Origin of the sequence: Rhizobium sp. ERR 1071 (assembly GCF_007828675.1) — a bacterium.
Taxonomy (GTDB): Bacteria; Pseudomonadota; Alphaproteobacteria; order Rhizobiales; family Rhizobiaceae; genus Rhizobium; species Rhizobium dioscoreae.
Genome location: NZ_VITM01000008.1, coordinates 73,791 through 98,681 on the forward strand (window position 1 = coordinate 73,791; position 24,891 = coordinate 98,681).

At 56.4% G+C, this 24,891-nt stretch carries 26 protein-coding genes and 1 tRNA gene; 17 read left to right on the forward strand and 10 right to left on the reverse strand.

What is annotated here, in order from left to right; genetic code table 11:
- Positions 1–8 precede the first annotated feature (8 nt).
- Positions 9–82, forward strand: a tRNA-Gln gene (locus tag FBZ99_RS24070).
- A gap of 103 nt (positions 83–185) precedes the next feature.
- Here FBZ99_RS24070 and traG read toward each other — a convergent pair.
- The 4 genes from traG to FBZ99_RS24090 all read right to left on the reverse strand — a co-directional run bounded on the left by traG (position 186) and on the right by FBZ99_RS24090 (position 5,134).
- Complete coding sequence (traG, locus tag FBZ99_RS24075) at positions 186–2,099, reverse strand: Ti-type conjugative transfer system protein TraG (RefSeq protein WP_145635369.1); 1,914 nt, start codon at positions 2,097–2,099, stop codon at positions 186–188.
- Positions 2,100–2,375: 276 nt separating this feature from the next.
- Entirely contained in the window at positions 2,376–2,825 is a 450-nt protein-coding gene (gene rctB, locus FBZ99_RS24080) for an SMa0974 family conjugal transfer regulator (protein ID WP_145635371.1), read from the reverse strand.
- 75 nt (positions 2,826–2,900) lie between these two features.
- Positions 2,901–4,160, reverse strand: coding sequence for an 8-amino-7-oxononanoate synthase family protein (locus FBZ99_RS24085; RefSeq protein WP_145635373.1), 1,260 nt, complete (start codon positions 4,158–4,160; stop codon positions 2,901–2,903).
- A gap of 251 nt (positions 4,161–4,411) precedes the next feature.
- Complete coding sequence (locus FBZ99_RS24090) at positions 4,412–5,134, reverse strand: winged helix-turn-helix transcriptional regulator (RefSeq protein WP_186450345.1); 723 nt, start codon at positions 5,132–5,134, stop codon at positions 4,412–4,414.
- Between the two features lie 403 nt (positions 5,135–5,537).
- Here FBZ99_RS24090 and FBZ99_RS24095 point away from each other — a divergent pair, with 403 nt between their 5' ends.
- Positions 5,538–5,831, forward strand: a complete 294-nt coding sequence (locus FBZ99_RS24095; protein ID WP_145635378.1) for a hypothetical protein — start codon at positions 5,538–5,540, stop codon at positions 5,829–5,831.
- Positions 5,832–6,061: 230 nt separating this feature from the next.
- Here the strand turns inward: FBZ99_RS24095 and FBZ99_RS24100 are convergent, their stop codons facing one another.
- The 5 genes from FBZ99_RS24100 to FBZ99_RS24120 form a co-directional block, all read right to left on the reverse strand.
- Positions 6,062–6,958, reverse strand: coding sequence for a nucleotidyltransferase and HEPN domain-containing protein (locus FBZ99_RS24100; RefSeq protein WP_145635380.1), 897 nt, complete (start codon positions 6,956–6,958; stop codon positions 6,062–6,064).
- A 691-nt stretch (positions 6,959–7,649) separates the two neighbouring features.
- Entirely contained in the window at positions 7,650–8,681 is a 1,032-nt protein-coding gene (locus tag FBZ99_RS24105) for an extracellular solute-binding protein (RefSeq protein WP_145635382.1), read from the reverse strand.
- 84 nt (positions 8,682–8,765) lie between these two features.
- Entirely contained in the window at positions 8,766–9,542 is a 777-nt protein-coding gene (locus FBZ99_RS24110; RefSeq protein ID WP_145635384.1) for an ABC transporter permease, read from the reverse strand.
- Positions 9,543–9,615: 73 nt separating this feature from the next.
- A complete protein-coding gene (locus FBZ99_RS24115; protein WP_246661192.1) occupies positions 9,616–10,515 on the reverse strand; it encodes an ABC transporter permease in 900 nt (299 codons plus the stop codon).
- Positions 10,516–10,518: 3 nt separating this feature from the next.
- Positions 10,519–11,625: an ABC transporter ATP-binding protein gene (locus FBZ99_RS24120; protein WP_145635386.1), complete on the reverse strand. Its 1,107-nt coding sequence runs from the start codon at positions 11,623–11,625 to the stop codon at positions 10,519–10,521.
- A 229-nt stretch (positions 11,626–11,854) separates the two neighbouring features.
- Here FBZ99_RS24120 and FBZ99_RS24125 point away from each other — a divergent pair, with 229 nt between their 5' ends.
- The 5 genes from FBZ99_RS24125 to FBZ99_RS33250 all read left to right on the forward strand — a co-directional run bounded on the left by FBZ99_RS24125 (position 11,855) and on the right by FBZ99_RS33250 (position 17,299).
- A complete protein-coding gene (locus FBZ99_RS24125; RefSeq protein ID WP_145635388.1) occupies positions 11,855–12,559 on the forward strand; it encodes a GntR family transcriptional regulator in 705 nt (234 codons plus the stop codon).
- Positions 12,560–12,656: 97 nt separating this feature from the next.
- Positions 12,657–14,018: an aspartate aminotransferase family protein gene (locus FBZ99_RS24130; protein WP_145635391.1), complete on the forward strand. Its 1,362-nt coding sequence runs from the start codon at positions 12,657–12,659 to the stop codon at positions 14,016–14,018.
- Entirely contained in the window at positions 14,015–15,727 is a 1,713-nt protein-coding gene (locus FBZ99_RS24135) for an acetolactate synthase catalytic subunit (protein WP_145635394.1), read from the forward strand. Before FBZ99_RS24130 ends, FBZ99_RS24135 begins: the two co-directional genes overlap by 4 nt.
- A complete protein-coding gene (fabG, locus tag FBZ99_RS24140) occupies positions 15,724–16,497 on the forward strand; it encodes a 3-oxoacyl-ACP reductase FabG (protein ID WP_145635396.1) in 774 nt (257 codons plus the stop codon). Before FBZ99_RS24135 ends, fabG begins: the two co-directional genes overlap by 4 nt.
- Before the next feature lie 49 nt (positions 16,498–16,546).
- Entirely contained in the window at positions 16,547–17,299 is a 753-nt protein-coding gene (locus FBZ99_RS33250) for a winged helix-turn-helix transcriptional regulator (RefSeq protein ID WP_186450347.1), read from the forward strand.
- A 69-nt stretch (positions 17,300–17,368) separates the two neighbouring features.
- Here the strand turns inward: FBZ99_RS33250 and FBZ99_RS24150 are convergent, their stop codons facing one another.
- Positions 17,369–17,722, reverse strand: coding sequence for a MarR family transcriptional regulator (locus FBZ99_RS24150; RefSeq protein WP_095436095.1), 354 nt, complete (start codon positions 17,720–17,722; stop codon positions 17,369–17,371).
- Between the two features lie 99 nt (positions 17,723–17,821).
- Here FBZ99_RS24150 and FBZ99_RS24155 point away from each other — a divergent pair, with 99 nt between their 5' ends.
- Genes FBZ99_RS24155 through FBZ99_RS24200 form a run of 10 tightly spaced genes read left to right on the forward strand, consistent with a single transcriptional unit; the run spans position 17,822 to position 24,886 of the window.
- A complete protein-coding gene (locus FBZ99_RS24155; RefSeq protein ID WP_145635400.1) occupies positions 17,822–18,361 on the forward strand; it encodes a hypothetical protein in 540 nt (179 codons plus the stop codon).
- 2 nt (positions 18,362–18,363) lie between these two features.
- Complete coding sequence (locus tag FBZ99_RS24160) at positions 18,364–19,032, forward strand: lytic transglycosylase domain-containing protein (RefSeq protein ID WP_145635519.1); 669 nt, start codon at positions 18,364–18,366, stop codon at positions 19,030–19,032.
- On the forward strand, positions 19,029–19,331 hold the full coding sequence (locus FBZ99_RS24165) for a TrbC/VirB2 family protein (RefSeq protein ID WP_145321873.1): 303 nt from the start codon (positions 19,029–19,031) through the stop codon (positions 19,329–19,331). Before FBZ99_RS24160 ends, FBZ99_RS24165 begins: the two co-directional genes overlap by 4 nt.
- Before the next feature lie 5 nt (positions 19,332–19,336).
- Positions 19,337–19,675, forward strand: a complete 339-nt coding sequence (locus FBZ99_RS24170) for a type IV secretion system protein VirB3 (protein WP_113367162.1) — start codon at positions 19,337–19,339, stop codon at positions 19,673–19,675.
- On the forward strand, positions 19,668–22,034 hold the full coding sequence (locus tag FBZ99_RS24175) for a VirB4 family type IV secretion/conjugal transfer ATPase (protein WP_145635402.1): 2,367 nt from the start codon (positions 19,668–19,670) through the stop codon (positions 22,032–22,034). Before FBZ99_RS24170 ends, FBZ99_RS24175 begins: the two co-directional genes overlap by 8 nt.
- A complete protein-coding gene (gene virB5, locus FBZ99_RS24180) occupies positions 22,034–22,729 on the forward strand; it encodes a P-type DNA transfer protein VirB5 (RefSeq protein ID WP_145635406.1) in 696 nt (231 codons plus the stop codon). Before FBZ99_RS24175 ends, virB5 begins: the two co-directional genes overlap by 1 nt.
- Positions 22,726–22,956 carry an EexN family lipoprotein gene (locus tag FBZ99_RS24185; RefSeq protein ID WP_113352763.1) on the forward strand — a complete coding sequence of 77 codons (231 nt, stop codon included), beginning with the start codon at positions 22,726–22,728 and terminating at the stop codon, positions 22,954–22,956. Before virB5 ends, FBZ99_RS24185 begins: the two co-directional genes overlap by 4 nt.
- A gap of 3 nt (positions 22,957–22,959) precedes the next feature.
- Complete coding sequence (locus FBZ99_RS24190; RefSeq protein WP_145635408.1) at positions 22,960–23,892, forward strand: type IV secretion system protein; 933 nt, start codon at positions 22,960–22,962, stop codon at positions 23,890–23,892.
- Positions 23,893–23,927: 35 nt separating this feature from the next.
- Complete coding sequence (locus FBZ99_RS33635) at positions 23,928–24,215, forward strand: hypothetical protein (protein WP_145321877.1); 288 nt, start codon at positions 23,928–23,930, stop codon at positions 24,213–24,215.
- The gene (locus FBZ99_RS24200) at positions 24,215–24,886 is read left to right on the forward strand and encodes a virB8 family protein (protein WP_145635521.1); all 672 of its coding nucleotides are present in this window, start codon (positions 24,215–24,217) and stop codon (positions 24,884–24,886) included. The genes FBZ99_RS33635 and FBZ99_RS24200 overlap by 1 nt, the downstream gene beginning before the upstream one ends.
- The last annotated feature ends 5 nt before the right edge of the window (positions 24,887–24,891 follow it).

The following is a 24,891-nucleotide window of genomic DNA, read 5'->3' on the forward strand; positions in this document are numbered from 1 at the left end:
GCGGCTGTTGGGAAATAGTTCAATGGTAGAACAGCGGACTCTGACTCCGTTAATCTTGGTTCGAATCCAGGTTTCCCAGCCATCTGATTTCATATAGTAGAAACAAGCATTTTCGATGGGCCTCGTACCCAAGAGGTACCATTGTTCGTATCTCTCGCAATAGGCTTCAGCTTTATCGCCAATGCCTAGAACTTCGCAAAACGATTGACCTTTGCCGCCACATCCATCTCCTTGCGACGGAAATAGATCGCCCGTCCGCAGCGAATTGGACTGTGGCCCTGTACAATGATGATCTGCTCGTCCTTGCGCATCGACTGAGTGATTTCGTGCGGCATAATCAGCGGCCGGCGCTGGAAACTGATGCTTTCGGATTTGCGGGCGCTGCTGTTGGAGTTGCTCCAGCCGACATTGCGCGAACGTCCCCGCACTTCAACGGTCATCTCTCCGCATTGGGCGGAGACATTGCGCGCCGTGTCGAGTGCCTTGATTGCGGCGTACGACGTGAAGGCGCAGCCTTCGATCCAAGAGGTTGCTCCGTCCTTTCCGAAATGACGCTCGAGCTGGCCGACGGATTGGTACATCAACATCAGTGTGATGCCATACTTACGTCCGCGGTCGCGCGCTTCTTCAAGAATACGCATGTAACCCAGCAGATCGACTTCGTCGAGCATGAAGAGCGCGCGCCGGCGGAAGTTGCCGTCGGCCTGGACCATGGCGTTGATCAGCGCGCCGCTGATCACTCGGCCAATGCCGGGATAGGAGCGCAGGATCGATGCGGGGATGTTGAGGAAGACGTCCTTCCGTCCGGAAGCGATGTCGCTCGATTTGAACGCATTTCCGCAGACGAGCGCAGCATAATTGTCGAGCGACAACCATTGCGTATCCTTGGATGCGGTGGAATATACGCCCGAGAAGGTCTGCTCCGTCATGTTGGTGAAGACACCGAGTGTCTCGCGAATAAAGGCGGACGCGGAGTTTTCCTGGATGTCGCGCAACATGGCAAGCACCGATGGTTCGGGTTCGGAAACGATAAGACGCAGGCTACGTAAGTTACGGCGACCAGCGAAATCCGGCGATAACATCACATGTGCCAGAAGCCCAGTTAGCAGGTTGTGCGCCTGGTTCTGGAAATAGGAGCCAGTCGAAGTATCGAAGCGTAGGCTCTCCGACAAAAGCATATGTGCGATCCCTACGATGTCCTCTTCCTTACGCGTCGATCGCTCGATCCCATCAAGAACGTTGAAACCCATGACCGGATTAGTGGGGTCGAGTACCATGACTTCCCGGTCGATCGCATGGACGCGATGATCGAGAACTATCGGCGCGATTTCGGTTGATGGATCGAGACAGATCAGTGGCCCCTTGTAGCGCAGCGCTGTAGGAATGACATTGCTGGTCGTCTTGAAGCCGCCGGAACCTGCGAAGAATAACATATGGGTGGAATCGAAATTCTGATTGAAGGTCATGAGTGGCGCCTTGCCACCCTGCCCCCAAGTCCCGGGATCGTTTGGATCAAAAGGCAACTTATGAACGCGATCACGGTCGACGCGGTAGCGCTCGCCGACAACGATCTCTCCGTCCGAGGGGAAGAGCTTAGCCACTTCCGGCATGGGTAGCCAATTAGCATCTCCGAAAATGCCGCGCTTGGCCCGCTTGATCGGATCGGGAACGACGATCGAGATCCGCGCGGAGATTGCGACAATACCAAATCCGAGAATGATCGCGGTAACAGAGAAGGCGTCGAGATATGCGAGCGCCTCGTTCCATGTGACGGCACCATTCTCCACCCATGGAACCAGACGGGCATACTCCCGCTGAGCGTAAAATCCTGCCACCCATAAAAAGCAAAGAAGGCTCGCAAGAGCGATAGGCCGACGGCGATGTAGCGGCAATACCGAAATCGTCAGAAGTGAGGTGATAGGCCCGAGAAGGAGATTGGGAAGAGGAACAGCTCGCAGGAACCAATAGGTCATTCGTGGCGGCATGCCGATCGCCAAATCCTGCCATTGCCATCCAGTGATACAGAGTGTTAGCGCTGTCGCTGCGACCGGCACCAGGGTGAGCAGTAAGCTTGGATGTAGTCTGTCTTTCAGCGCCATGAATAAACTTTCTCGGGTTGCAGTATTTCCGGTTCATGATAGGGCACTTTGAACGCAGTCCTTCTAGTCTGCCGACGATCTGCTCCCCGTGCCGGACTAGCTCGGGGGTCTGCCTGGCTCCGATCTTCTGGTTGATGGCCGCGCTACGTGCGCAACATCGTAACGGCGGTGCTGACGAAATTGATACTGCTGGTTCGCGCCGAGCGATCGAGGCGACGAGGTTGCCGAGCCGAAATGGCACTAATCTTATTGCCAGCCTCAAACCCACCGCGGTCCTTAATGCTCCATTCTATGTGAAGGCAAGTGAGGCGGTTCACGTCCCGCATCGAACCACTCGATCGCGTCATTGGAGATGGCCGCGAGTTTCAAAAGGCTACCCTCGAGAAGCGTTCGGATTCCGTAGAAAATAAGGAGGTTCCGGGCAGAAATGCGAACAAATACACCATCGTTGGTCGCCCGTATGATGGCGCAGCCGTCATCAAAGTTCAGAAATCTGTCGGCTCCTTCAGTGACCGCAGATTGGCTATCGTACCAAAACTGCGGACCCCGCTCGGCAACAAGATCCGTAGGGCTGAGAGTTGCGTGTTCTTTCTCGCATTTGAACCTTCTTTCCCGCCCGTTGGAGATTATTGAAGGGCATAGCTCGGCAGCTTTTTGGCAAATCTGCTCAAGCGATACATCGGCATCGGATAAGGTAACGTAGGTTTCGGCGATATATTTCAGCATATCGATCTCGTCGGCCTTTAAGCTGGCGTTGCGGCTAGTTTCCTGTGTCAGTCAGAATGACGCTGATTGGGTCGATCATGGATTTGGTCCTCCTTCGGCGAGCGCCTCGTTGATCGCATGTCCCAACCCTTCAATTTCCCAAATGCCGTGCCCAGCGGTAGGGCAGACCCGCAGGCCCGCCTTGGCCTTTGCGACGGTGGGAAAGAAGATCGCCGAGGTGTAGAAACCTTTGTTGAGAATATGGGCCGCGGCACGAATGGATTGTCTTTCGCTGCCGAACTCTATGGTGCGGATTGGTAGCTTTGAGCCGGCTTGCTGGCTGGCAACCATCCTGTCGAAAACAGCTAACCGAGCCGCAAGCGCATCCTGGCGCAACTTGAGCTCATCGGTGCGGTGCAGCGCCTGAGACGCCATGGCAGCGCCGATTGCCGCCAAATTAAGCGACGCGGAAAAGGCGTAGGCGATCGAGAAGCGCCGGAACAATTCTTCCTGCCGAGAAGTGCCGAGCATCAGCAAGCCGCCCGACGCTCCAAAGCCTTTGCCGAGCGATGCAGCAATGATTGTGCGCTCGCCAAGGGCTGCGCCGACTTGGGATCGTACAAAACCCTCGCCAGACTTTCCGAACAAGGAAACGCCATGGGCATCGTCGATATAAAGAAACAGGCCGTAGCGATCCTGGAGTGCGAGGAGGTCGGTAATCGGCGCACTGCCGCCCATGGAATAGACGCCATCGCACACATAGACTACGCGATCGTTGCGCCTGCAAATATCCTCGAGTGCGTTCAGATCGTTATGAGCAATCGTTTCAATCGGGGTTTCAGCGGCGATGACAGGTTTGTGAAATGCAAGCGTCGCATGCGCTAATCGGTCGAAAACGACCGTAGGTCTTTTATTCTCAGTGAGATATCCGGAGGCTAGGAGTGGTAGGGCACTCATATTCGCGGCCAGGACCGTCGTGTAGGTTATCACCCGCGCCGTAAACAAGTCGGAGAGCGCTTCTTCCAGCTTGCCTAGTAGGCTGAAATTAAGCCTCGTTCTTGCGCAGGACCAATGGAGCGCCTTGCATCGCTGCACCGCCTCTATTGCGCCTTCGAGGATGAGCGGGTGATTGTCGAGGCCGAGATAAGAGCAGCGAACGAAGTCAGTCACTTGTCTCTTCTGAGGCGCCATGGGCAACATGACGGAGCGATCCTTATCCGGATCAACGTATAGCGCCATGACCCCCTCCTGCTCGGCCGCAGCAAGGTTTTGGTCGGCGGAAACAATCACGCTGTGTGTATTGCGGTAGGGTCGCGACACAGCGTTAGCGGTGGGCGGATGATGATCATCGCTCATGGGAATATCCAAATTGTTGGTAGTGGAACAATGATGCCGCAGAAGATGGATATCTGCTCCAGCACATCGCATCTCACTGAGGATGCGATGCTATTTTATTGCCGTGGAATGGGGCCGCGAACAACGATCGTTCCGGTAATATTGTTTGAAGGTTCTGTGACGCCAATGTTTCGAACGCGAGAGGCTTGAGAAACACAACAGGCGGAACGTCAAATTGATGCTCAACGGAGTCTCTCCGCAATCTCGGTGCCCTACGAAGCCCTATCTGCCCACTGACGCTCATCCAGCGCATAACCGGTAGCTCGCACCGTGCGGATAACATCGCGACCTAGCGCAGCTCGCATGGTCCGCCGGAGGCGCCCGACATGAACGTCGACGGTGCGGGGCTCCACAAAGGTACCTCGCGGCCATGCAGCCTCGATGAGATCGTCGCGGCTGAAAACGTAGCCTGGTTTTTGTAGAAAATGCTGGAGAAGGCGAAATTCGATCGGACTGAGTTGGACATCCATGCCGTTGCACTCGACGCGCCTTCTATCGAGTTGCATCGTGATTTCCGCATAAATAAGCGAATTGCCGGAAGCTTTTTCCGTGCAAGATCTTGCGTTGTCGTCTGGCGATAAATCTGAGAGATAAGATAGAAAACGCTCTGGGTTGAACGGGCGTATGAAAATTTCGCTCACGCCGGTTTTGAGCACTTCGAGATAAAGTTGTTGATTGCCTGCTCTCACGAAGACCGCGATCGGTAGCGCTGTATCGGTCAGTGTCCCTCTGATCTGGCTGACGAGATCACCGATGCGGAAGGCATCGCTATGATAGTCTATTATCACGGCCACCAAGTCATCGGATTTGATGCTAGCGAGAGCCTCCTCCGCTCCTTCCACCAGTGAAGCTTCAAAACCTCTCATGTTGAGGATCTGAGCGAGCAGAAGGTAGAATTCGTAATCCGTGGAGCAAATGAGGATGAGTGGCTTCATTGATGATAACCTTTCGATCAGTGGGCGGCAGCACGCAAAAGATGAGAGGGTCGGAGACTCTGCATAACCTTCGAACATTTTGACGCAACAAAAATACCCGCAAGAATTGCGATATTTCCTGCTTCTTCCGAAAATCGCAGCAATTTACCTGTCATAAATGTGCATTGCACGTAAAGAGGGAAAATGATATTTGTTCGATCACAATTTTGTTGCATCAAAAGGAGGCGCTCGCGAGCGAATTCGGTTGGCTCGCCCAAGATTCACGGGTTGGTGTACGTTGAGATAAAGTAGGAAGTGGCCAGGGATCACACGACATATGCGGCATCCGCGGTCGTGACTCACTTGTGAGAACAAAGTCCGGCCAAATTTCGTCCCGTGCCGGACATTCACGGGAGAGCTTCCTATGACTTTTGCGGATCCATCAAAATATCCCCAGCCACCGTCCTCGGCTGATGACATCTCTATTTGGTGTGATAAGGACCCTGCGCTCACGGCCCTGGCCGCAAAAGCGGCCTATGGTACCGATGCCACCCTTGCTGTGGCTTGGTGCGCTTTAGGCGCGAAGGTGGATGGACGTGCTGCCGACGGCCATTTCTGGTTCAAGGTTTTTTGCCTGCTGAGTGCTAGCGAAACGCAGATGCGGGCTGTTCGACCGGCGCGGCGCGGATTCGGTAACGCAGACGTCAAATTGAATTAGGTTTCCTGTAGCCAACATGGCCGGGCGGGACCGGTATCTCTGTGCTTCTCGGTAACGCCCCACCACTCGAGTATCGGCCGCGCTAAGCGATGGGAGTGCGGATAGAGGGGAGTTTCCCAAGATGGCGGAGCAGGGCAGGACGGTGATCCGATAAGGGCCAACTGCCCTGAGAAAGACGGCGGCACGGCCGGCCGGCGGTAGGAAGGTTGACCAGCGCTTGCTAACAGCGCTCAGAGCTTTTTCCGCAGCTTTTCGATATGCTCCTCACAAATCGCTTTTACCAGTTGCTGCAGTGCGTCCGTACGTTCGCCAAGCCAGACGAGCGCTTCTTCGGTGATCTTGAAATGCTCGGAATAGCGGGCTTTCACGTAGGCGTGGTTGATGATGTTGAACCAGGCAGTATAGCGCTGCCGATCTTGTGGCCAGATCTCAGCAAGCTGCCGATCACGACCTTCTGCAAGTGTCCTTAAATGGTTGAGGTTATGTGAGGCAGGGCTGTAATTCGTCAATGTCAGCAGTAAGGTCGAATACGCCTGTTCAATCGCTTGATGGAGGAGGAATGCTGCTTCATCCGTGTCGCCTTCGCTTGCGGAAAAGCGAGCAACCTTAAGAAATTTCTCGCTTTTGTGAAATCTCTTAAAATGCTGTTGAGCGACGCGATATTTCTCCGCTGGTGTGAGCGGCTTGGGTTCGACAAGTTCCTCATCGTCGAGTTCGTAGAGAACGATGCCGTCGCGCCGGATTTCGCTGAAGAAATAATTGCCGAGTTTCAGTGCTGTGTTGACCTCACGCAGCGAATGGACGTTGAGGCTGACCGGCGGCTTGATGATACGAGGAAAGCGATCGGCCGCCTTGCGCCAGTATGAACCGAAGTCGGTCAGCTTGCGATTGTTGACGATTACCAGCAGATCGTAGTCGGACTTATAGCCTTTGCCGATGTTCTCTTCATCGACCCAATCGCCACGAGCATAGGAGCCGAAAAGAATGATCTTGAGGATGCGACCCTTCTTCTTGAAATCGGCCGTACCTTCCTTCAGTGCATCCTCGAATTCTTCATGCACGATATCGACAATCCGCGACAGTTCGACGCGTTTGCGTTCCGGCAGATGATCGAGGCTGAACTTCATGGAGAGCGGGATCCTTTCTGATGATTCCAGTTCTAGGTACGATCCGGTTGCAATGCCAGTCCGATTTTGAAGCTATCCCAACCGGATAACGTAGCGGAAGAGATCTTTCAGCCCTTTGATCGAATTCGGATTTCGAGGGCGCCTGCTCAATAACGTGGTCGACATAGGTCACGATAAATTCCGCATGTTCCCTTTATGTTCTTATGTTTGAAATGAGAAGTCAAGTTTGACTTTAGAGCATTAAGGGGGCGTCGCCTCTTTATAGGGCGGCCGATAAAGATCAATTGGCATCCGGGCATTTTCCCCTCTGAGACTGCAGGCGGCTATGTTATTGTCTTTGCGATATACCCGGTCACCGGGGACCTCTCGGCATCCACCGACGGATTGCCTCGATGCTTTTGGTGCCGTCCCAATTGCAAGCCGCTCCCGTTGATAAACGCAAAACCAAAGAGAGGGCAGCGGCGCGCGGCAAAGGGGCATTTCTGCCTGCTTGCGATGCCTCATTGGGCAAGAGAGGTCCGCTCGGCTCCCAGCCTTTCTGTTCGCAGACGGACCTCCTGCCAATGTTTATAAGGAAGCATCGGCGTCGGATTCGTAGCATTCATCGAATGGACATTCGCTGAAGGTTCATCTTTCCAACGTCACGGCGCCGGCATGATCATGCCCAATGTTTTCACATCCTTATCCTGCTTTAGCGGACCCAGTTGTTCCACCGCTCCAGCAACTCCGAGGCATGATCGTTGATCCATTTGGCATCGGGGATGACGATACTGTCGCGCACGTCTTCGGCGCTCGGCATTTGATCGCGAATCGCTTGCGGCATCATCATAATCGCCGCGCTGCTTGGTGGCGTGCAAAGCAATGCCTCGCAAACCTTGGCCTGGATCTCTGGCGAGTCCAACCAGAAGGCGATGAGCTTCAGAGCATTGTCGCGATTGGGGGCACCTTTGATAACCGTGAGACGATCCCCTACCAGAAATGCCGCCTTGTTCGACCAGGCGATTGAACGTCCTTCTGCCTTGAGCGCGCTGGCCCTCGTTAGCCAAATCTGTCCGATGCTGTAATCCCGCTCACGGAATCCCTGGACGCTCTGATCTCCGGTTTTCCACCAAAGCGAGATGGATGGCCGCAATGCATCAAGTTTCTTAAGCGCACGATCGACGTCGAGCGGAAAGAGGTTCTCGCGTTTGACACCATCTGCCAAAAGGGCAGCCGCCATGACACGCCAAGGATCGTCGAAATTCGGAAACGAGCGTCCGCCAGGGAACTTCGAAGTATCCCACATATCCGCCCAGGTGATGGGCTCGTTGCCTTTGAAGGCCTGCGGATCGTAGGCCATCAATGTGGCTGTCGAAAACAGCCGCACGCCGGCCGGGATGCAGGCATCGGAAACGAGATCCTGACGGTCCTTAAACTGTGTGCAAAAGCTACCGAGCGGTTCAGAAATAGCCAGATGATCGTTTGAGCTCACCTGGATTTCTCCATCGGGGTACAGATCCCAGCTGATATTGCCAGTTTTCACCATAGCGGTCGCTTTAGCGCGCATCTCGGCGTTGGTTGCCGCTACGGAAATGACCTGGATACCCGTCTTGGCGGTGAACGGCTCGAACCACCATTTGCGTAGCGCTGCATCATAGGCGCCGCCAGTCGTGGCGATTACGACCTGCTCACTGGCAAGTGCTGGATTGGGCGTTTCTCCCAGAAGAATGGCTGCGCAAAGCATAGCAATGCCGCTCAGCCGGATGGCTGCTCTTATTGTCATCAATGTTTCCCTCTTATGTCCCGCCTGCGGCGGGTGTTTTTGCCGCTATTGCTGCTCCCGGCGGCTGTTCAGGAGATGTATGGAACCCATCAAAAGCAGCGAAACGGCAACCACGATGACCGAGACGGCGGCAATGACAGGCGTCAGGTTGAAATCGATATCCTCGAACATTTTCCGGCTAATCGTCTTCCCGCCGGTATCAGAGATGAAGAATGCCACGGTCGCTTCATCGAAGGAGGTCAGGAACGCAAAGATCGCGGCGGTCGCGACGGCCGGCGCCAGATTTGGAAGTGTCACGGCAAAGAAGGCTCTGAGCCGCCCCGCTCCGCAGCTTAAGGCCGCCAGTTCCAACAGAGGGTCCATTCTTCCCAGCGCTGCGGAAACGATGATAACGACAAAAGGTACCGCCAGCACCGAATGGGCAAGGACGAATCCCGTCAGATTCCCGGTCAGCTGCAAAGGTGAGAAGACCAGATAGAGCGCCACGCCGAAGACGATTGCCGGGACGATCATCGGCCCAAGGCATAGGGCCTGCAGCAGTGCCCTACCCGGTAGTTTGCCACGTACAAGAGCAACCGCCGCCATCGTCCCGATGACCGTCGCTACCACGGTGGCTAGTGCGGCGATCTGCAGGCTGAAAATGGTCGAGCGCACCCAGTCGGGATCGGACAGATACGCCTCGAACCAGCGTAGGGTCAGTCCCTGCGGTGGGAAGGTGATATAGGAGGCATCGTTGAGGGCCAACGGTATCACCAGCAGCGTCGGAAGGATGAGAAAGAAAAGCACCGCCGCGATCATCAGATTGGATGTATGTCGTGCCATCCATGGCCAGACCGAACGATACCGGCGAGCCTCGGACGATGGTGTTGCCAATCGCTGCGTAAAGGATTCAGATTCAATGGACACTGTTCAAACCTTTGCTGAAAGAAAGTGCACGGCGAAAGAGCAGCACCAGCAGCAACGTCGCGGTGAGCAGGATGACCGAGAGGGCGGCCGCAAAAGGCCAATCCAGAAGGACGATTGTCTGTTGGCCGATCAGGGTCGCCATCATCAGCGCGCCGGGTCCACCGACTAGGGCGGGCGTGATGTAAAAACCGATGGCGAGAATGAAGCAGATCACACAGCCGGCGAATACGCCGGATAGGCTGAGTGGAAAGGTCACGCGCCAGAAGGCGACGATCCGGCTGGCGCCGAGATTTCGTGCCGCTTGCTCATACGCGCTCGGCACCGAACGCAAGGCCGAATGGATCGGCAGGATCATGAAGGGCATCAGCACATGCGTCATCGCGAGAATGACAGCGCCCTCCGTATAGAGCATTTTCAGCGGCGTTGAGATAATACCGAGCTGGATCAGCCCGTCGTTGATGATGCCGTTGCGACCCAGCAGTACGATCCACGCATAGGAGCGTACAAGCACCGAAGTCCATAGCGGAATGAACAAGCATGCCGTTCCGAGCTTTACCCACTTGGCGCGCATGCGCGCGATCGCATAGGCGGTCGGATATCCGATTGCAAAACAGGCAACGGTTACGATCGCTGCGATGCGGAAGGTTCTGAGCAGGACCTGAATATAAAGTGGACTGTCGAACACACGTTGGTAGGGAGCAAGTGGGGCTTCCCCGGAAAGGCTGATGCCGATAAGCCTGAGCACCGGATAGACGAAGCCTCCTGCCAAGAGGAGGAGCAGTGGCAGGATCAGCAAGATGGCCAATAGCGGCGAATAATGCTGACTCGATCCTGTAAGGATCCAACTGCGGAAAGTGCCGGTTGATTGTCTCGCGAAGGATGATGCCACGGATTAGACCTCCGCTTTTGCAAACAGCCGCAAGGCGTTCGCTTCTGGGATGACGTCAACCAAGTCTCCCTGATGAAGGCCTGCCGCTACATTTCCGACGGGCATCTGGATCTGGAGGAGGCGGTCATCGCTGTTCTGGGTTCGTACGAAGAAGAGGAAAAACGAACCGGCGAAAACAGTTGCATCTATGGTGCCTGTCAGAATGGCGCCGCGGTCGCGACCGTGAGGGGCTAGCGACAGCCGTTCGGGGCGAACCGCGATACTGACAGCTTGGCGTGGGGAAAAGGGGCTTGCCCCGTCTTCGGCAGCCGCCGCAACAACGACATTGCCGCCTTTTGGCCGTATCATGTACTTCCCGTTATCTTGACCGAGATATTCGCCGTCGAGAAAGTTCATGCGGCCAATGAAGTCTCCGACAAAGGCTGAGGCAGGCGAACGGTAAAGATCGAGCGGCGATCCCACTTGAGCCAGGCGACCTTTTGCGACCACCGCAACGCGATCAGACATTGTGAGTGCTTCCTCCTGATCATGCGTCACATAGACGACGGTCGCCCCAAGGCGTTGCTGCAAGCTCTTGATTTCCAATTGCAGCGCTTCCCGCAGTTTCTTGTCCAGGGCCCCAAGTGGTTCGTCCATCAAGAGAACGGGCGGCTCGAAGACGATCGCCCGAGCGACGGCGACGCGTTGCTGCTGACCTCCGGAGAGTTGATGGGGATATCGATCGCCATAGCCGTCGAGATGTACCTGCGCCAGTACCGCCTCGACCTTGCGGCTGATGAGACCTTTGTCCATTCGGCGCATGCGCAACGGAAAAGCAATGTTGGCCGCCACCGACAAATGCGGAAAGAGCGCATAGCGCTGGAACACCATACCGATGTTGCGCCTGTTTGGTGCCACATAGGTAACATCGCGCCGGCCGATCATGATCTGGCCGTTGCTCGGGCTCTCGAAGCCCGCAATCATCGTTAGTAGCGTCGTCTTGCCAGAGCCCGAAGGACCAAGGATCGACAGGAATTCACCTGCCCGGATGGCAAGCGAGATGCCATCCACGGCAAGCGATGTGTCATATCGCTTTTCAAGCCCTTGCAGCGTAAGTGCTTCACCAATCAAAGTCCCTCTCCTTATTGTTGTCGTTATGAACGTTGTCGTTTGCGCCGGCGCTGCAACTCACTCACCGATCGCTTGGCTTCTGGTCCGGTTCCCGAATTGAACTTTGGGAAGACGGGAATTTGCGAACGTGCTATGACTTTTAATGTCACATAATGTTTGCAAGCACGTCGCTTTTCATTTTTGTTGCAACAAAATGAACGTTTGTCAAAGGAAATTGGAGAAATTTTCAATGGAAATCGCACCGGATGACGAAGGCCATCATCGACATCAGCCCAATCGATTGGGCGAAATGGCATACAGCAACATGAAGGAGCGACTGATCCGAGGCGCTTTCTCCCCCGGAGATAAGCTCACAATTCGGGCGGTTTCGGAAATGCTGGATGTCAGCACAACGCCCGCTCGTGATGCTATTAACCGCCTGGTGATCGATGGCGCGCTCATTTATTCCGGCCCGAAAACCGTTATCGTTCCTCACTTAAGATTGTCGGATCTCGAGGAGATCACGCAGATGCGCCTAGCCCTGGAAGGGCTTGCGGCGGCGCTGTCCGTCAAGGCTGCAAGCGAGGCGACGATCGAAGAACTGGAGCTACTTCAGGCGAAAATTGACGCCGCACTAGACGAAAAGCGTTATTTTGACGCCCTCTGGCATAATAAGGAGTTCCATTTCGCGATCTACCGTTTGAGCGGTATGCCCTATCTTTTGCAGACGATCGAGACCCTGTGGCTGCGGGTTGGTGCGTCATTTAATGGCCTCTACCCAGAATTTTCCGAGACCCGCCACGGTGCTCGCAACCATCGTGCCGCAATAGAGGCGCTCGTTGACAAGGATGCCGCGGCCGCCCGAGCCGCCATCGAGAACGACATTCGTGATGGATTTCGCCAGATGAAGAAAATCACCGCTGACCACGATCAAAGGAATCTCTCTCGTCGCTGAATAATTATGTTGCACTTTCCTTCTCTCCGTGTTTTTTTGTTGCAACAAAAATGTGAACGGGGTGCGAACGCGCATCTCGACATAGAGAGGGCAAGGCATGCTTCATCAGGATTTTCCATCATTTCGGCGCGCAGCGCTCAGATCGCGCTCGCAATATTTCTTCGAGCGAGGGCGGATCGTGTTTCCCGATGGAACCACGCGCGTCACCGTCGAGCGCGACCCTCTGCCAACGTATATTTCTCGTGGTGAGGGTGCCTATCTGATTGATGTCGACGGCAATCGGCTCCTCGACCTCAATAACAATTTCACGACGCTGATCCATGGTCACGGTTACCTCCCCGTCGCCGACGCGATCGCAGATCTGCTGCAGAAAGGAACCTGTTTTTCCAATCCAACGGAGCACGAGCTGGGATTGGCGGAATTGCTCGTGCAGCGCATTCCCGCGATCGAGCAGATCCGCTTCGTCAATAGTGGCACCGAGGCCGTCATGTTTGCTATCAAGGCGGCCCGCGCCTTCACCGGGCGGTCGCGCATTGCCCGCGTCGAAGGAGCCTATCACGGTGCCTATGATTGGGCCGAGGTAAGCCAAGGCGCGTCGCCCGCATCCTGGGGCCTCGCGGACGCCCCCGCATCCACGACCTCTTATATCGGTGCGCCGCAAAGTGTCGCCGAAGAGGTCGATGTGATCCGTTTCAATGATGTCGAAGGCCTGGAGCGAAGGATGGCCGCGTCTGGTGGCGACCTTGCTTGTATCCTGATGGATCCCATGCCGAGCAGGGCAGGTTTGCTCGCTCCTGAGCCAGCCTTCATCGAAGCCATTTCCGATCTGGCCCGACAATATGGCGTTCTCGTCGTAGCCGATGAAGTGCTGAATCTGCGTCAGGGATATCGCGGTGCATCGGCGCGTTTCGGGCTAGTGCCGGATCTTATCGCCGCCGGGAAGATTATCGGCGGCGGCTTCCCAGTCGGCGCGGTTGGTGGTCGCAAGGAGGTGATGGCGGTGTTCGCAAGCTCAGGCGCGAGGCCAGCGGTCCCACAGGGCGGTACCTTTTCGGCCAATCCGGTGTCAATGGTCGCAGGAAGGGTGGCGATGGAGGCACTGACCTCGGCAAGCTTCGAGCGTCTTGATGAAATGGGTGCGCGTGTGCGCGACGGTCTTTCTGCCGCGATCGTGCGTCACAACGCGCCATTTATCGTTACGGGTTCGGCTTCGCTTTTTCGCATCCACCCCAAGCGGCAGGTGCCCCGTGACTATCGGCATGCTTTTCCGACACCAGAACAGAACAGTTGGATGACCAATCTGACAAGCCATTTCCGTCAACTCGATATCCTCCTGCCCTTTGGGGCCGCCGCCTGCCTCTCCACGGCGATGACGAATACCGATCTTGATTTGATCGTCGAAGTCTTCGGCGATTTTCTCGAAACCTACGAAGCCGATTTTGCTGGAGCAACCGTATGACCTCGATGTCTATAGAAACTGTCGCCGAATGCCTGGCTCGCTCGCTGGTGCGCCACGACGTCACCCATATATTTGCCCAGAGCCTCCCATCAGCGCTCATCCTCGCTGCTGAAGCGGCAGGCATTCGTCAGGTCGCTTACCGGCAGGAGAATATGGGCGGCGCCATGGCCGATGGCTATGCTCGACGATCCGGAAAGATCGGCGTGGTGGCCGCCCAGAATGGTCCGGCTGCCACGCTGCTGGTTCCACCCATGGCCGAAGCGCTGAAGGCGAGTGTTCCGATCGTAGCACTTGTGCAGGAGGTCGAGCGTGATCAGATGGATCGGAACGCATTCCAGGAGCTCGACCATATCGCGCTCTTCCAATCCTGCACGAAATGGGTGCGCAGGGTCATGGTCCCGGAGCGAATCGAGGACTATGTCGATGCCGCCTTCACTGCTGCTGCCTCGGGTCGACCCGGGCCGGTCGCTTTGCTGCTGCCCGCCGATCTGCTGCGTTCGGAGCTCACTGTCAAAACCCAATCACGATCTCTGAATCTTGGCCATTGGCCGCTTGATCGGTCGTCCCCTGATCGCGCGAGTTTGCAAAGGGCAGCGGAGTTGATCGCGAATGCCCGCAATCCCGTTGTAATCGCGGGCGGCGGTGTCCTCGGCAGCGATGCCTGCCATGAACTTGCCGCGCTGCAGGATCTGGCTGTACTCCCAATTTTGACCACCAACATGGGCAAGGGCGCGGTCAATGAGTATCATCCGCTTTCGGCAGGCGTGTTGGGATCGCTCGTGGGTCCCAGGTCACTCGGGCACCATACGGCTGCTCTAGTCGGTGACGCAGACCTTGTCATTCTGATTGGAACCCGAACCAATCAGAATGGCACGGATAGCTGGCGGCAAATTCCTGCTGGTGCTCAGGTGATCCACATTGATGTCGATCCTCAGGAGATCGGCCGCAATTATCAAGCGCTGCGCCTGGTCGGGGATGCGCGCGAGACGCTCAGAGAGCTTGTTCATGCCCTGAACGGGCAAGATTTATCCCTACGTCGGGACCAACGGACTGCTATTAGTGACCGTATAGCCGAGTGCTGGCGGCGGTTCGATGAGGATCGGCATCAGCTCATGCATGCTACCGCCTCGCCGATCCGCCCGGAGCGCATCATGGCAGAACTGCAGGCGTCATTGACACCGCAGACGACCGTCGTTGCGGATGCAAGCTATTCATCGATGTGGGTCGTCGGCCAATTGCGATCGCTTGACTCAGGAATGCGGTTCCTGACGCCGCGCGGTCTTGCGGGACTGGGATGGGGCCTGCCTCTGGCTCTTGGCGCAAAGGCAGCGAGGCCCGAGCATCCGGTGGTCGCCATCATTGGCGACGGCGGGTTCGCCCATAGCTGGGCGGAGATGGAAACAATGGTTCGTTCCGATCTTCCCATAACCATCATCCTTCTCAACAACGGAATCCTCGGTTTCCAACGGGATGCCGAGATGGTGAAGTTCGGGCGCTTCACATCGGCGTGCCATTTCGCGCCTGTCGATCATGTGCAGATCGCTCAAGCCTGCGGATGCCAGGCAGTGCGCGTTGAGGATCCAGCCGAGCTCACGGCGCATCTACAAGGTCGACTGGCAGGCAAGGGGCCGCTGTTTATCGAGGTCATGACAGATCCTGAGGCTCATCCGGCGTTATCCTTGTTTGCCGGCTTGGATGAGGCTGCATGATGCCAGAGCCGTCTCGCATCGCCGTCGTGACAGGAGGGACGAGCGGTATCGGATTGGCGACGGCGCGAAAGCTATTGGCGGCGGGGCATTGCGTCGCCGTCTTCAGTCACAGCGCTAAAACTGTGACTGACGCAATTACCTTGCTATCCACGGAGTTCGGATCTGGACGGGTCTTGGGCCGAGTTGTCGATCTGTCGGATCCTGTGGCTGTTACCAATTTCTTCGAAGAGCTTTCATCCACCTGGGGAGATGCCGAAATTCTCGTCTGTAACGCCGGGATATCGCCGAAGGGCCTTGCTGGCGCTCGGCCGTTCGAGGATATCGGGCTGGAAGAATGGAACGAAGTGCTGGCCGTTAATCTGACCGGCGCCATGTTATGTTGTCAGGCAGTCCTCAGGGGAATGCGGCAGGCGGGGTTCGGACGCATCATTTTGATCGGATCGCTCGCCGGACGCACACGCCCTCGTATCGCCGGTGGCGCTTACGCCGCCAGCAAGGCAGCACTGGCCGGGCTGATGCGAGCGCTTGTCGGGTCGTGTGGTCCTTTCGGTATAACCGTTAATCTCGTGGCGCCTGGCAGGATCTTGACGCCCTTGACTGGCGATACCAATACGCCGGTCAATCGGGAGGCGATTACACGCATTCCTTCCGCCAGACTGGGAACGCCGGAGGACATCGCCGCTGCCATTGCCTTCCTGGCGTCGGAGGAGGCGGGTTTCGTGAATGGTGCCATCCTCGATATCAACGGTGGCGAATATGCGCCAGCCTAGAGCCGTACAACGGTCCAGCGGGTCCAACTTCAAGCGCTCCGATGCGGCAGTGAAGCTCGAAGTGGCGGCCTGCAACGAAGTCATTATCTGGACCTGCGATGCAGAGCTGTTCCTGCCGTTTAGCTATATCCTGAAGACGGAAGGCTTTCTTCCCTCTTTGGCTTGCAGCGCCGAGGATGTTCTGGCTTCCTGCGCGAACCGCTTACCGTGTGCAGTCCTTTTCGATTGCACTCAAGAAGCCAAGGATGCCGTTTCCATTTGCGGCGAAATCAGACGATCCACAACATATGACAACCACGTCCGCCTGATTGCGCTTTTGCGAAGCGAAGCGCAGCCGCTTCATCTGGCCTTGCTGCAAGCCGGTGTTGATGACTGCCTGTTCAGACCGCTTTCTCCGGAGAAGTTGCTGACATCTCTCAGACAGGCGGCGGGGCAGGCTATGGAAACGGCCAACTCAAAAGGGATTGCCTCGCCGGCTGCTGCCGACTTGGAAGTCGATGTCGACAGTCGACGAATACATTGCAACGGTCGCGACCTTGCGCTGCCACCCATCGAGTTCAATATTCTACGTCATCTAATGAAGAGGGAAGGGCAGCTCTGCAGCCGTTTCGAACTGATTGCTTCGGCTTGGCCGGCTTCCGCAGAAGTCGCGCCGCGAACGGTGGATGTTCACGTTGGCCGCCTGCGCAAGGCACTCGGGGAGTTGCCCGGATGTAGTGCTGCCATTCGCACCGTCCATGCAGCTGGCTATGTGTTCAAGCCACGGGGCCTGCGAAAGAGCAATTCAAGCACATCAGCATAGCCGCTTTGTTTGCATCCGAATTTTATTGATTCTTTCAATGCAGTTTGATTCGGCCGCTGAGATGGTCATTCACCGTGCTTGAAAGCTCCGTAGCTTCTCGAAAATTTCCGGCGCGATCTCGAATTGCCGGGCCTTCCCGCGCCCCATGGAATTCTTCACGAACGTCTCCGTCAGGATCCCACGTTTCACCAGTGGCTCGATCGTCTCCGTCACGCCCATGCGCGTGAGCTTTGTAATTTCGACTATATTCGAGATAGTTAGCGCCTGGTGAGCTTGGTTCATGATGTAGAGAACACTCATCATACCGACCTGTTTCAGCCGCGATTGCGGTGTCTCGTCCTCCTGCGGATTATCCATGATCTCATGCAGGATGAAGGCTGCGAACGAAAGACTGTGCCACTGCGTGGTTAGGGTACTTGTCATCTTTTTAACTGCATTATATAAGTAACTATAAATTACGACCGACGTTAGATTCGTCGCCGGACGGATCGTTGAATATCGCCACATTGAAGGATCATGCTGATGAAACGCCTTCTGGTTGGAACAGTCTTCGCCCTTGCCGGCTGCATCCCTTTATACCTCATTTCCGAGCGGCATGCGCGCGCCGATGATTGGGGATGTCAGGTTATCCTGTGCCTTTCCAATCCTAGTGGGCCTACACAATATGCCGCCTGCCGTCCGCCGATCAGCAAGCTCTGGCGGGAGCTTGCCAAGGGGCATTCCTTTCCCACTTGCAGCGGTGTCGGCTTCCGGGCATCGCGTCCTGGTTACGAACCCTATTTCTGCAGTGGCAACTATCGCTTGACGGCACGCTATGGCGAGCGCGGTCAACAGGAGACCTGCGTTTCGCGAACCCTTTCCAAGGTTGACGGCGGCTATTGCGCCTCCGGTCGTAGTAGTGGCGCTAGAGACGACGGGTTAGTGATATCGGCGCGTTGGCAGCGGGATGGCCGGCACGTTCAGTGCATGGGCTATCCGACGGCGCGGCCGAATGTGCGATCCGAGCCCCATTATGTCGATGTGATCATCGACGGCGTTGGAAGCCAGCGGGTGTGGTACTGATCATGGCCGTCTCCTTCACCGATCTTGCCCAGACCTGTGCGCCGGCGATTGCGATCGAAACGCTTGCAGCGGTTGTCAGTCTCGAAAGCCAGTTCCAGCCTTTTGATATTCGCGTGCGAGGAAGTTCATCTCTCCATGAACAGCCAAAGAACAAAGCCGAAGCGGTCGAAACCGCAACGGTGCTGATGGCGGAGCATAAAGATGTCCAGCTAGGGCTTGGCGGCATTGGCATCGCCGAATTGCGCAAATTTGATCTCAGTATCGCGGATGCCTTCGATCCGTGCCTCAACCTCAAGGCAACGGCGGCACTGCTCGATGGTTATTATCGTCTGGCCGTGCGCGGCGGCGCGACATTGCAACAGGCTGAGCGCGTGATGCTGCAATCCTACTACGGGCGCTCCGATCCTTCGGTCGGAAAGATGGCTCAGTATGACGATCAGGTCCAAAGCGAGGCCAAGCGGCTCTCGAAGACCCTGTCCACCATAGAGATAGGGCAGAGTGCGCGGCGGCCGACGGTTCCCCAATTCCGCACCAATGATCCGTCCTTGAACGGTGAGGAAAAGCTTTTGCCCGAACGGTCGGTGAAACCACCGTCTTGGGATGTCTTCCATGTAGCGCGGCAATCACCCGCGCTGGTCTTCCAAAATGATCAACCGGAGCAGTCTGAATGATGTCGAGGATCAATATTCGTGCATTTAGTGCCACCGTTGCGATGGCAACTGTTCTTTCGATCGCCATGATCGAGCCAGCCTTCGCGCAGAGCGCCGGCGGGATCGAGACGGTTCTGCAGAATATCGTCACCTTGCTCACCGGCAACGTCGCCAAGCTCCTGGCAACGATCGCCGTCATCATCGTCGGTATCGCCTGGATGTTCGGCTATCTCGATCTTCGCAAGGCCGCCTATGTTGTGCTTGGTATCGGCATTCTCTTTGGCGCCTCGCAGATCGTCAGCACGATTTCCGGGGGCTGAAGGCAATGGTGGAGAGGGTTTTGCTTGAGGAAGATACCCTGTTCCTGGCCTGCACTCGGCCGGCGATGATCGCCGGGGTGACGATGGAGGCCATGGGCGTCAACATTATGCTGACGACAATCCTCTACATTGTAGCTGGCTCGATTGCCTATGGGCTTGTCGGTGTGGTCTTTCATTTCATTTTTCGCTCACTCGTCAAGCATGACCACAACATGTTCCGCATTCTGCTGGCCTGGATCGAAACCCGCGGTCGTTCGCGCAACGGCGCCTATTGGAGGGGTGCTTCGCTGACGCCGTTGAGGCTGGTGCGACACTATGACGAAAGGGACCTTGGCCATGCCTAATGTGTCCCGTCTCAAATCCCGTGAACTCGAGCCGGAAACCTTCATCCCCTATGTCCGGCACGTGGACGAGACCGTGATCGCGCTCGATTCCAGGGCTTTGCTAGCGATGATCGCTGTGGAGGGCGTATCGTTCGAGACAATCGATCCTATCGATTTGAATAGCCTGCAGGGCGATCTCAACACGCTCTACCGCAACATTGCGGACGAGCGTCTGGCAATCTGGACCCACCTCATCCGCCGCCGCGATAACACTTATCCCGACGGTGGATTCACCAATCCCTTCTCGGCAGCTCTGAATGACAAATATCGCGAGCGAATGGTGAGAGAAGACCTATTCCGCAACGATCTCTATCTCTCCCTGCTTTGGCATCCCGGACGCGATCCAGCCGAACGGCTTGCAAATCTGTTGCCACGTCTTCGCAAGGCCCAACGAGCTACTGTCGAGCTCGATGAGGGCAGCTTGAAGCATTTGCGGGACAAGGTAACCGATGTCACTGCCGGACTGAGACGCTTCGGCCCCCGCGTGCTGTCGCTCTACGATCAGAACGGCATCCTGTTTTCCGAACCGAGCGAGGTGCTGCATCAGTTGATCGGCGGCCGCCGAGAACCGATCCCATTGACGGAAGGCAGGGTCTCCTCGGCGATCTATTCCGATCGTGTGATCTTCGGGCGGGAGACCGTCGAGATCCGCGATGAAGGGACAAGCCGTTATGCGGGCATGTTCGGTTTCAAGGAATATCCGGCGAGAACCCGCGGCGGTATGCTGGACGGCATTCTGACGGCACCTTTCGAGCTGATCCTCACCCAGTCCTTCGCGTTCAGGTCCAAAACCGATGCACGCACTATCATGGGCCGCAAGCAGAACCAAATGGTGAGTGCGCTCGACAAGGCAGCCTCCCAAATTGAAGAGCTTGATGCGGCAATGGACGAGCTGGAATCGAACCGTTTCGTGCTCGGCGAACACCATCTGACCCTCGGAGTCTTCGCTTCATCTGTCAAAGATCTTGCTGACAATCTTGCGAAGGTGCGCTCGCATCTGACCAATGGTGGCGCCGTCGTGGCGCGTGAGGAACTAGGGCTGGAAGCTGCATGGTGGGCACAATTGCCCGGTAATTTTCGGTATCGGGCCCGTTCCGGTGCAATCACCTCGCGGAATTTTGCAGCACTTTCTCCGTTTCATTCCTATCCCATGGGCAGGAAGGACGGCAACGAATGGGGACCAGCCGTCGCCATGCTGAAGACGGCGTCGGGCTCGCCGTTCTATTTCAATTTCCACTATGGCGATCTGGGCAACACCTTCGTCTGCGGTCCGTCGGGTGCTGGCAAGACCGTACTTCTCAATTTCATGCTATCGCAACTCGAAAAGCATGACCCGCACATGGTCTTCTTCGACAAGGATCGTGGCGCCGACCTCTTCGTCCGGGCTGCCGGCGGTACCTATTTGCCGCTAAAGAACGGGCTTCCCACCGGATGTGCACCGCTGAAAGCCTTAGAGCTGACACCGGAGAACAAGATATTCCTGGCACGATTTATCGCCAAGCTAGCCGGAGCGGCGGCGCGTGATTTTGCGGTCAGCGATGTCAGCGATATCGCGCTGGCGATCGATGGTCTTGCTGATCTGCCGAAAGAGCAGCGCACGATCGGCGCTTTGCGCACCTTTCTCAACAATACCGATCCGGAAGGGATCGCGGCGCGCCTGCGTCGGTGGGAAAGAGGCGGGCCGCTTGGTTGGGTCTTCGACAACGAGGCCGATGAGATCGGTATCGGCGCCAAATTTCTCGGATACGACATGACCGATTTCCTCGACAACGAGGAAATCCGCAATCCCTTGATGGCTTATCTTTTCCATCGGGTCGAACAGTTGATCGATGGCCGACGGATCATCATTGTTATCGACGAGTTCTGGAAGGCGCTGCAGGACGAGAGCTTTCTTGATCTTGCCCAGAATAAGCTCAAGACCATTCGCAAGCAGAACGGCTTGATGCTCTTTGCCACGCAAAGCCCGCGAGACGCCATCAACTCACCGATCGCGCATACGATCATCGAGCAGTGCCCAACCCAGGTTTTCCTACCGAATTCCCGCGGTGATCAAGACGATTATGTCAGTGGCTTCAAGCTCACCGAACGCGAATTCGAGTTGGTTGCCCGCGAGCTCTCCGCCGAAAGCCGGCGCTTTATCGTTAAACAGGGTCACAACAGCGTTGTCGCCGAGCTCAATCTCAACGGTTTTGGCGACGAGCTCGCAATCCTCTCCGGGCGAACGGCAAACGTGGAACTTGCCGAGGCGATCCGGGCAGAGCTTGGCGATGACCGGGACGAATGGTTGCGGATATTCCAACAGACAAGGAGTGCAAGCTGATGGCGCAGAGCAGAATGATTCCCATGACAGCGATAGTACTGTTCCTTTCTTCGCATGCCGCCGACGCACAGGGTATCCCTGTTATCGACCAGACCGCGATTGCCAAGCAGATCGAAAGCATAACCCAACTGAAATCGCAGCTCGATGCGCTGAACCAGCAACTCCAGCAGGCCCAGCAGCTCTACGGTTCGCTAAACAAGCTGACCAACATGGCCGACGTCGCCAGCCTGTTGAACGATCCGGCGATCCGCAAGGCGTTGCCAGGGGACTTTTCTGCCGTCGAAAGCCTGCTCAGGGGCGCAGGTTCAGGCACGCTTGGCGATGCCGCCTCAAAGTTCTTGACCGACAATTCGACCTACAAAACGAGCGCTAACGACTTTTATGCTCAAGAACTGTCGCGTCTTCAGAACAAGAATGCTGGGCAAATGGGCCTCGGCCAGCAGATTTACGATACCGCGACCAAGCGGATCGACGGGATTGATCAATTGCGCCGGCAAATCTCTTCGGCGAGCGATGCCAAGGACATCGCCGACCTGCAGGCGCGGCTGCAGGCCGAAACGGCCTTTCTCCAGACCGATATGCTCAGGATGCAGGCGTTGCAGATGGTGCAGCAGGCCCAGGTTCAGGTCGATGAACAGCGCAAGGCCGAGGATTGGCGCAAGCGCATGGATACGATGGGAGCGGCCCTTCAATGAAGTTTCTTGTTCTCCTCACACTCGGTGTCTCTTTGTTCGGCTGCTCGAAGCCCGAACGTATCTATTCGGTCGACGAGCTGATGGCTAACCAGACGCTGCTGTCGGATCTCATCGCCAAATGCAAAAGCAATCCCGGCGAGTTGCGAGCCACGCCGAACTGCGTGAATGCCGAGGCGGCGGATTGGAAATCCCGCCTGGAGCGCATGGGCAAAGCGCTTGGAGGCTGAGGTATGTATCAAATCTTTGCCTTCGTCGATGGGCAGTTCAAGGCGCCGTTGGAGAACTTCATATCGTCAGGTACGTCGAATATCGCCAGCTGGGTCACCGGGCCATTGACGGCGGCATTGACACTTTATGTCATCCTCTACGGCTTCCTGATCCTGCGGGGATCAGTCCACGAACCGATCATGGATTTCGCCTTTCGGGCAATAAAGCTTGCTATCATCCTGATGCTGGTCACGAATGCTGGCGAGTATCAGACTTATGTCGGCAGTGTCTTCTTCGACACCTTGCCCAAGGAGATTTCACAGGCGTTGAACTCCGGCACGATTCCAAGCGCCTCGACCTTCGACAGCCTATTGGATAAAGGTCAGAAATGCGCTCACGAGATCTGGGCGCGCGCCTCATGGGGCGTCGACATCGTCACCGGCCTCGGTGGCATGCTGGTCATCTTGGCAAGTTTCGTGGTTGCCGCGATCGGCTATATTGTCTCGCTTTATGCCCGTCTCGCACTGGCGATCGTGCTCGCTATCGGCCCGATTTTCGTAGCGCTCGCCATGTTCCGCTCGACACGCCGCTTTACCGAAGCCTGGATCGGGCAACTCGCCAACTTCGTGATCCTGCAGGTACTGGTCGTGGCGGTTGGCTCGCTACTCATTAGTTGCATCGATTCCACCTTCACAATGATCGAGAGCTACAGCGACGTACTCATGCGACCGGTTGCGCTCGGCGCCATTTGCCTTGCCTCCCTCTACGTTTTTTATCAGCTTCCAGGCATCGCCTCGGCGCTTGCCGCGGGCGGAGCGTCGCTCACCTACGGCTATGGCGCGGCACGCGACGCGCATGAAGGCACGCTTGCCCGAGGTGCTACCTACATGGCGCGAGCGACTGGTCGGGGTGCACGTGCCGTTGGCCGCAGCTTTCGTTCCCAAAGAGCCGGCTGATGTGGAACTTCAAGCAAATAACAAGATGGTTGACGATGATCCGAATATTCGTGCTTTTTTGTGTGGCATCAACGCTCGGCGGTTGCGCGTCACATTCCTATCCCCTGCCCAAATGCGACGGCTATTCGCGCCGGCCGCTCAATCGCGCCATGTGGCAATGGAGCGGCGATAGTCGGTCCACACCACAACCGCCTCGCTCTTCATCGGCACAGTCCGGTGGCAAGCCACCTGCCTACGTCGAGGAAAAACCGGATATCGTTTCCGCCGCCTTCGCGCATTTTGATGTCGGCCACTCCTATCGCCCATGCGGAGGGCAGCGGTGATGGTGACGACGGACAGTCTCAAGGATTATTTCGATAAGGCCCGGCGCTTCGACCAGGATCGCATGATCCAGATGGAACGTTCGGCTCGGATTGCTTGGTTCGTAGCCACCGGGGCCGGCATTCTTGCGGCGACTTCGATCGTTGCAATCGCAGGTTTGACACCGCTGAAGACGGTCGAGCCTTTTGTCGTGAGAGTCGACAATTCCACCGGTATTGTCGATGTCGTTTCGGCACTCACGTCGACCGCAGGCACCTACGACGAAGCTGTGACCAAATATTTTGCCGCTCGCTATGTTCGTGCCCGCGAGGGTTATGTCTGGAGTGAGGCGGAGGAGAATTTTCGCACGGTTTCGCTGCTCTCAACGGCGCCGGAACAGACCCGCTTTGCCGCGATTTATCGCGGTGGCAATCCGGATTCCCCGCAAAATATCTACGGTCGCGGCGCCACGTCGCGGATCAACATCGTTTCCATCTCGCTGATCAACGCCCATGTCCTGTCTGTTCGCTATATGCGTACCATCACCCGCGGTGACGAGACCCATACGACCCATTGGGTGGCAACGCTTACCTTCTCCTATGTGAATGCTCCAATGTCCTCGAGCGATCGGTTGATAAATCCGCTCGGCTTCGCCGTCAGCGACTATCGATCCGATCCGGAGGCCATCAATTGAAACAT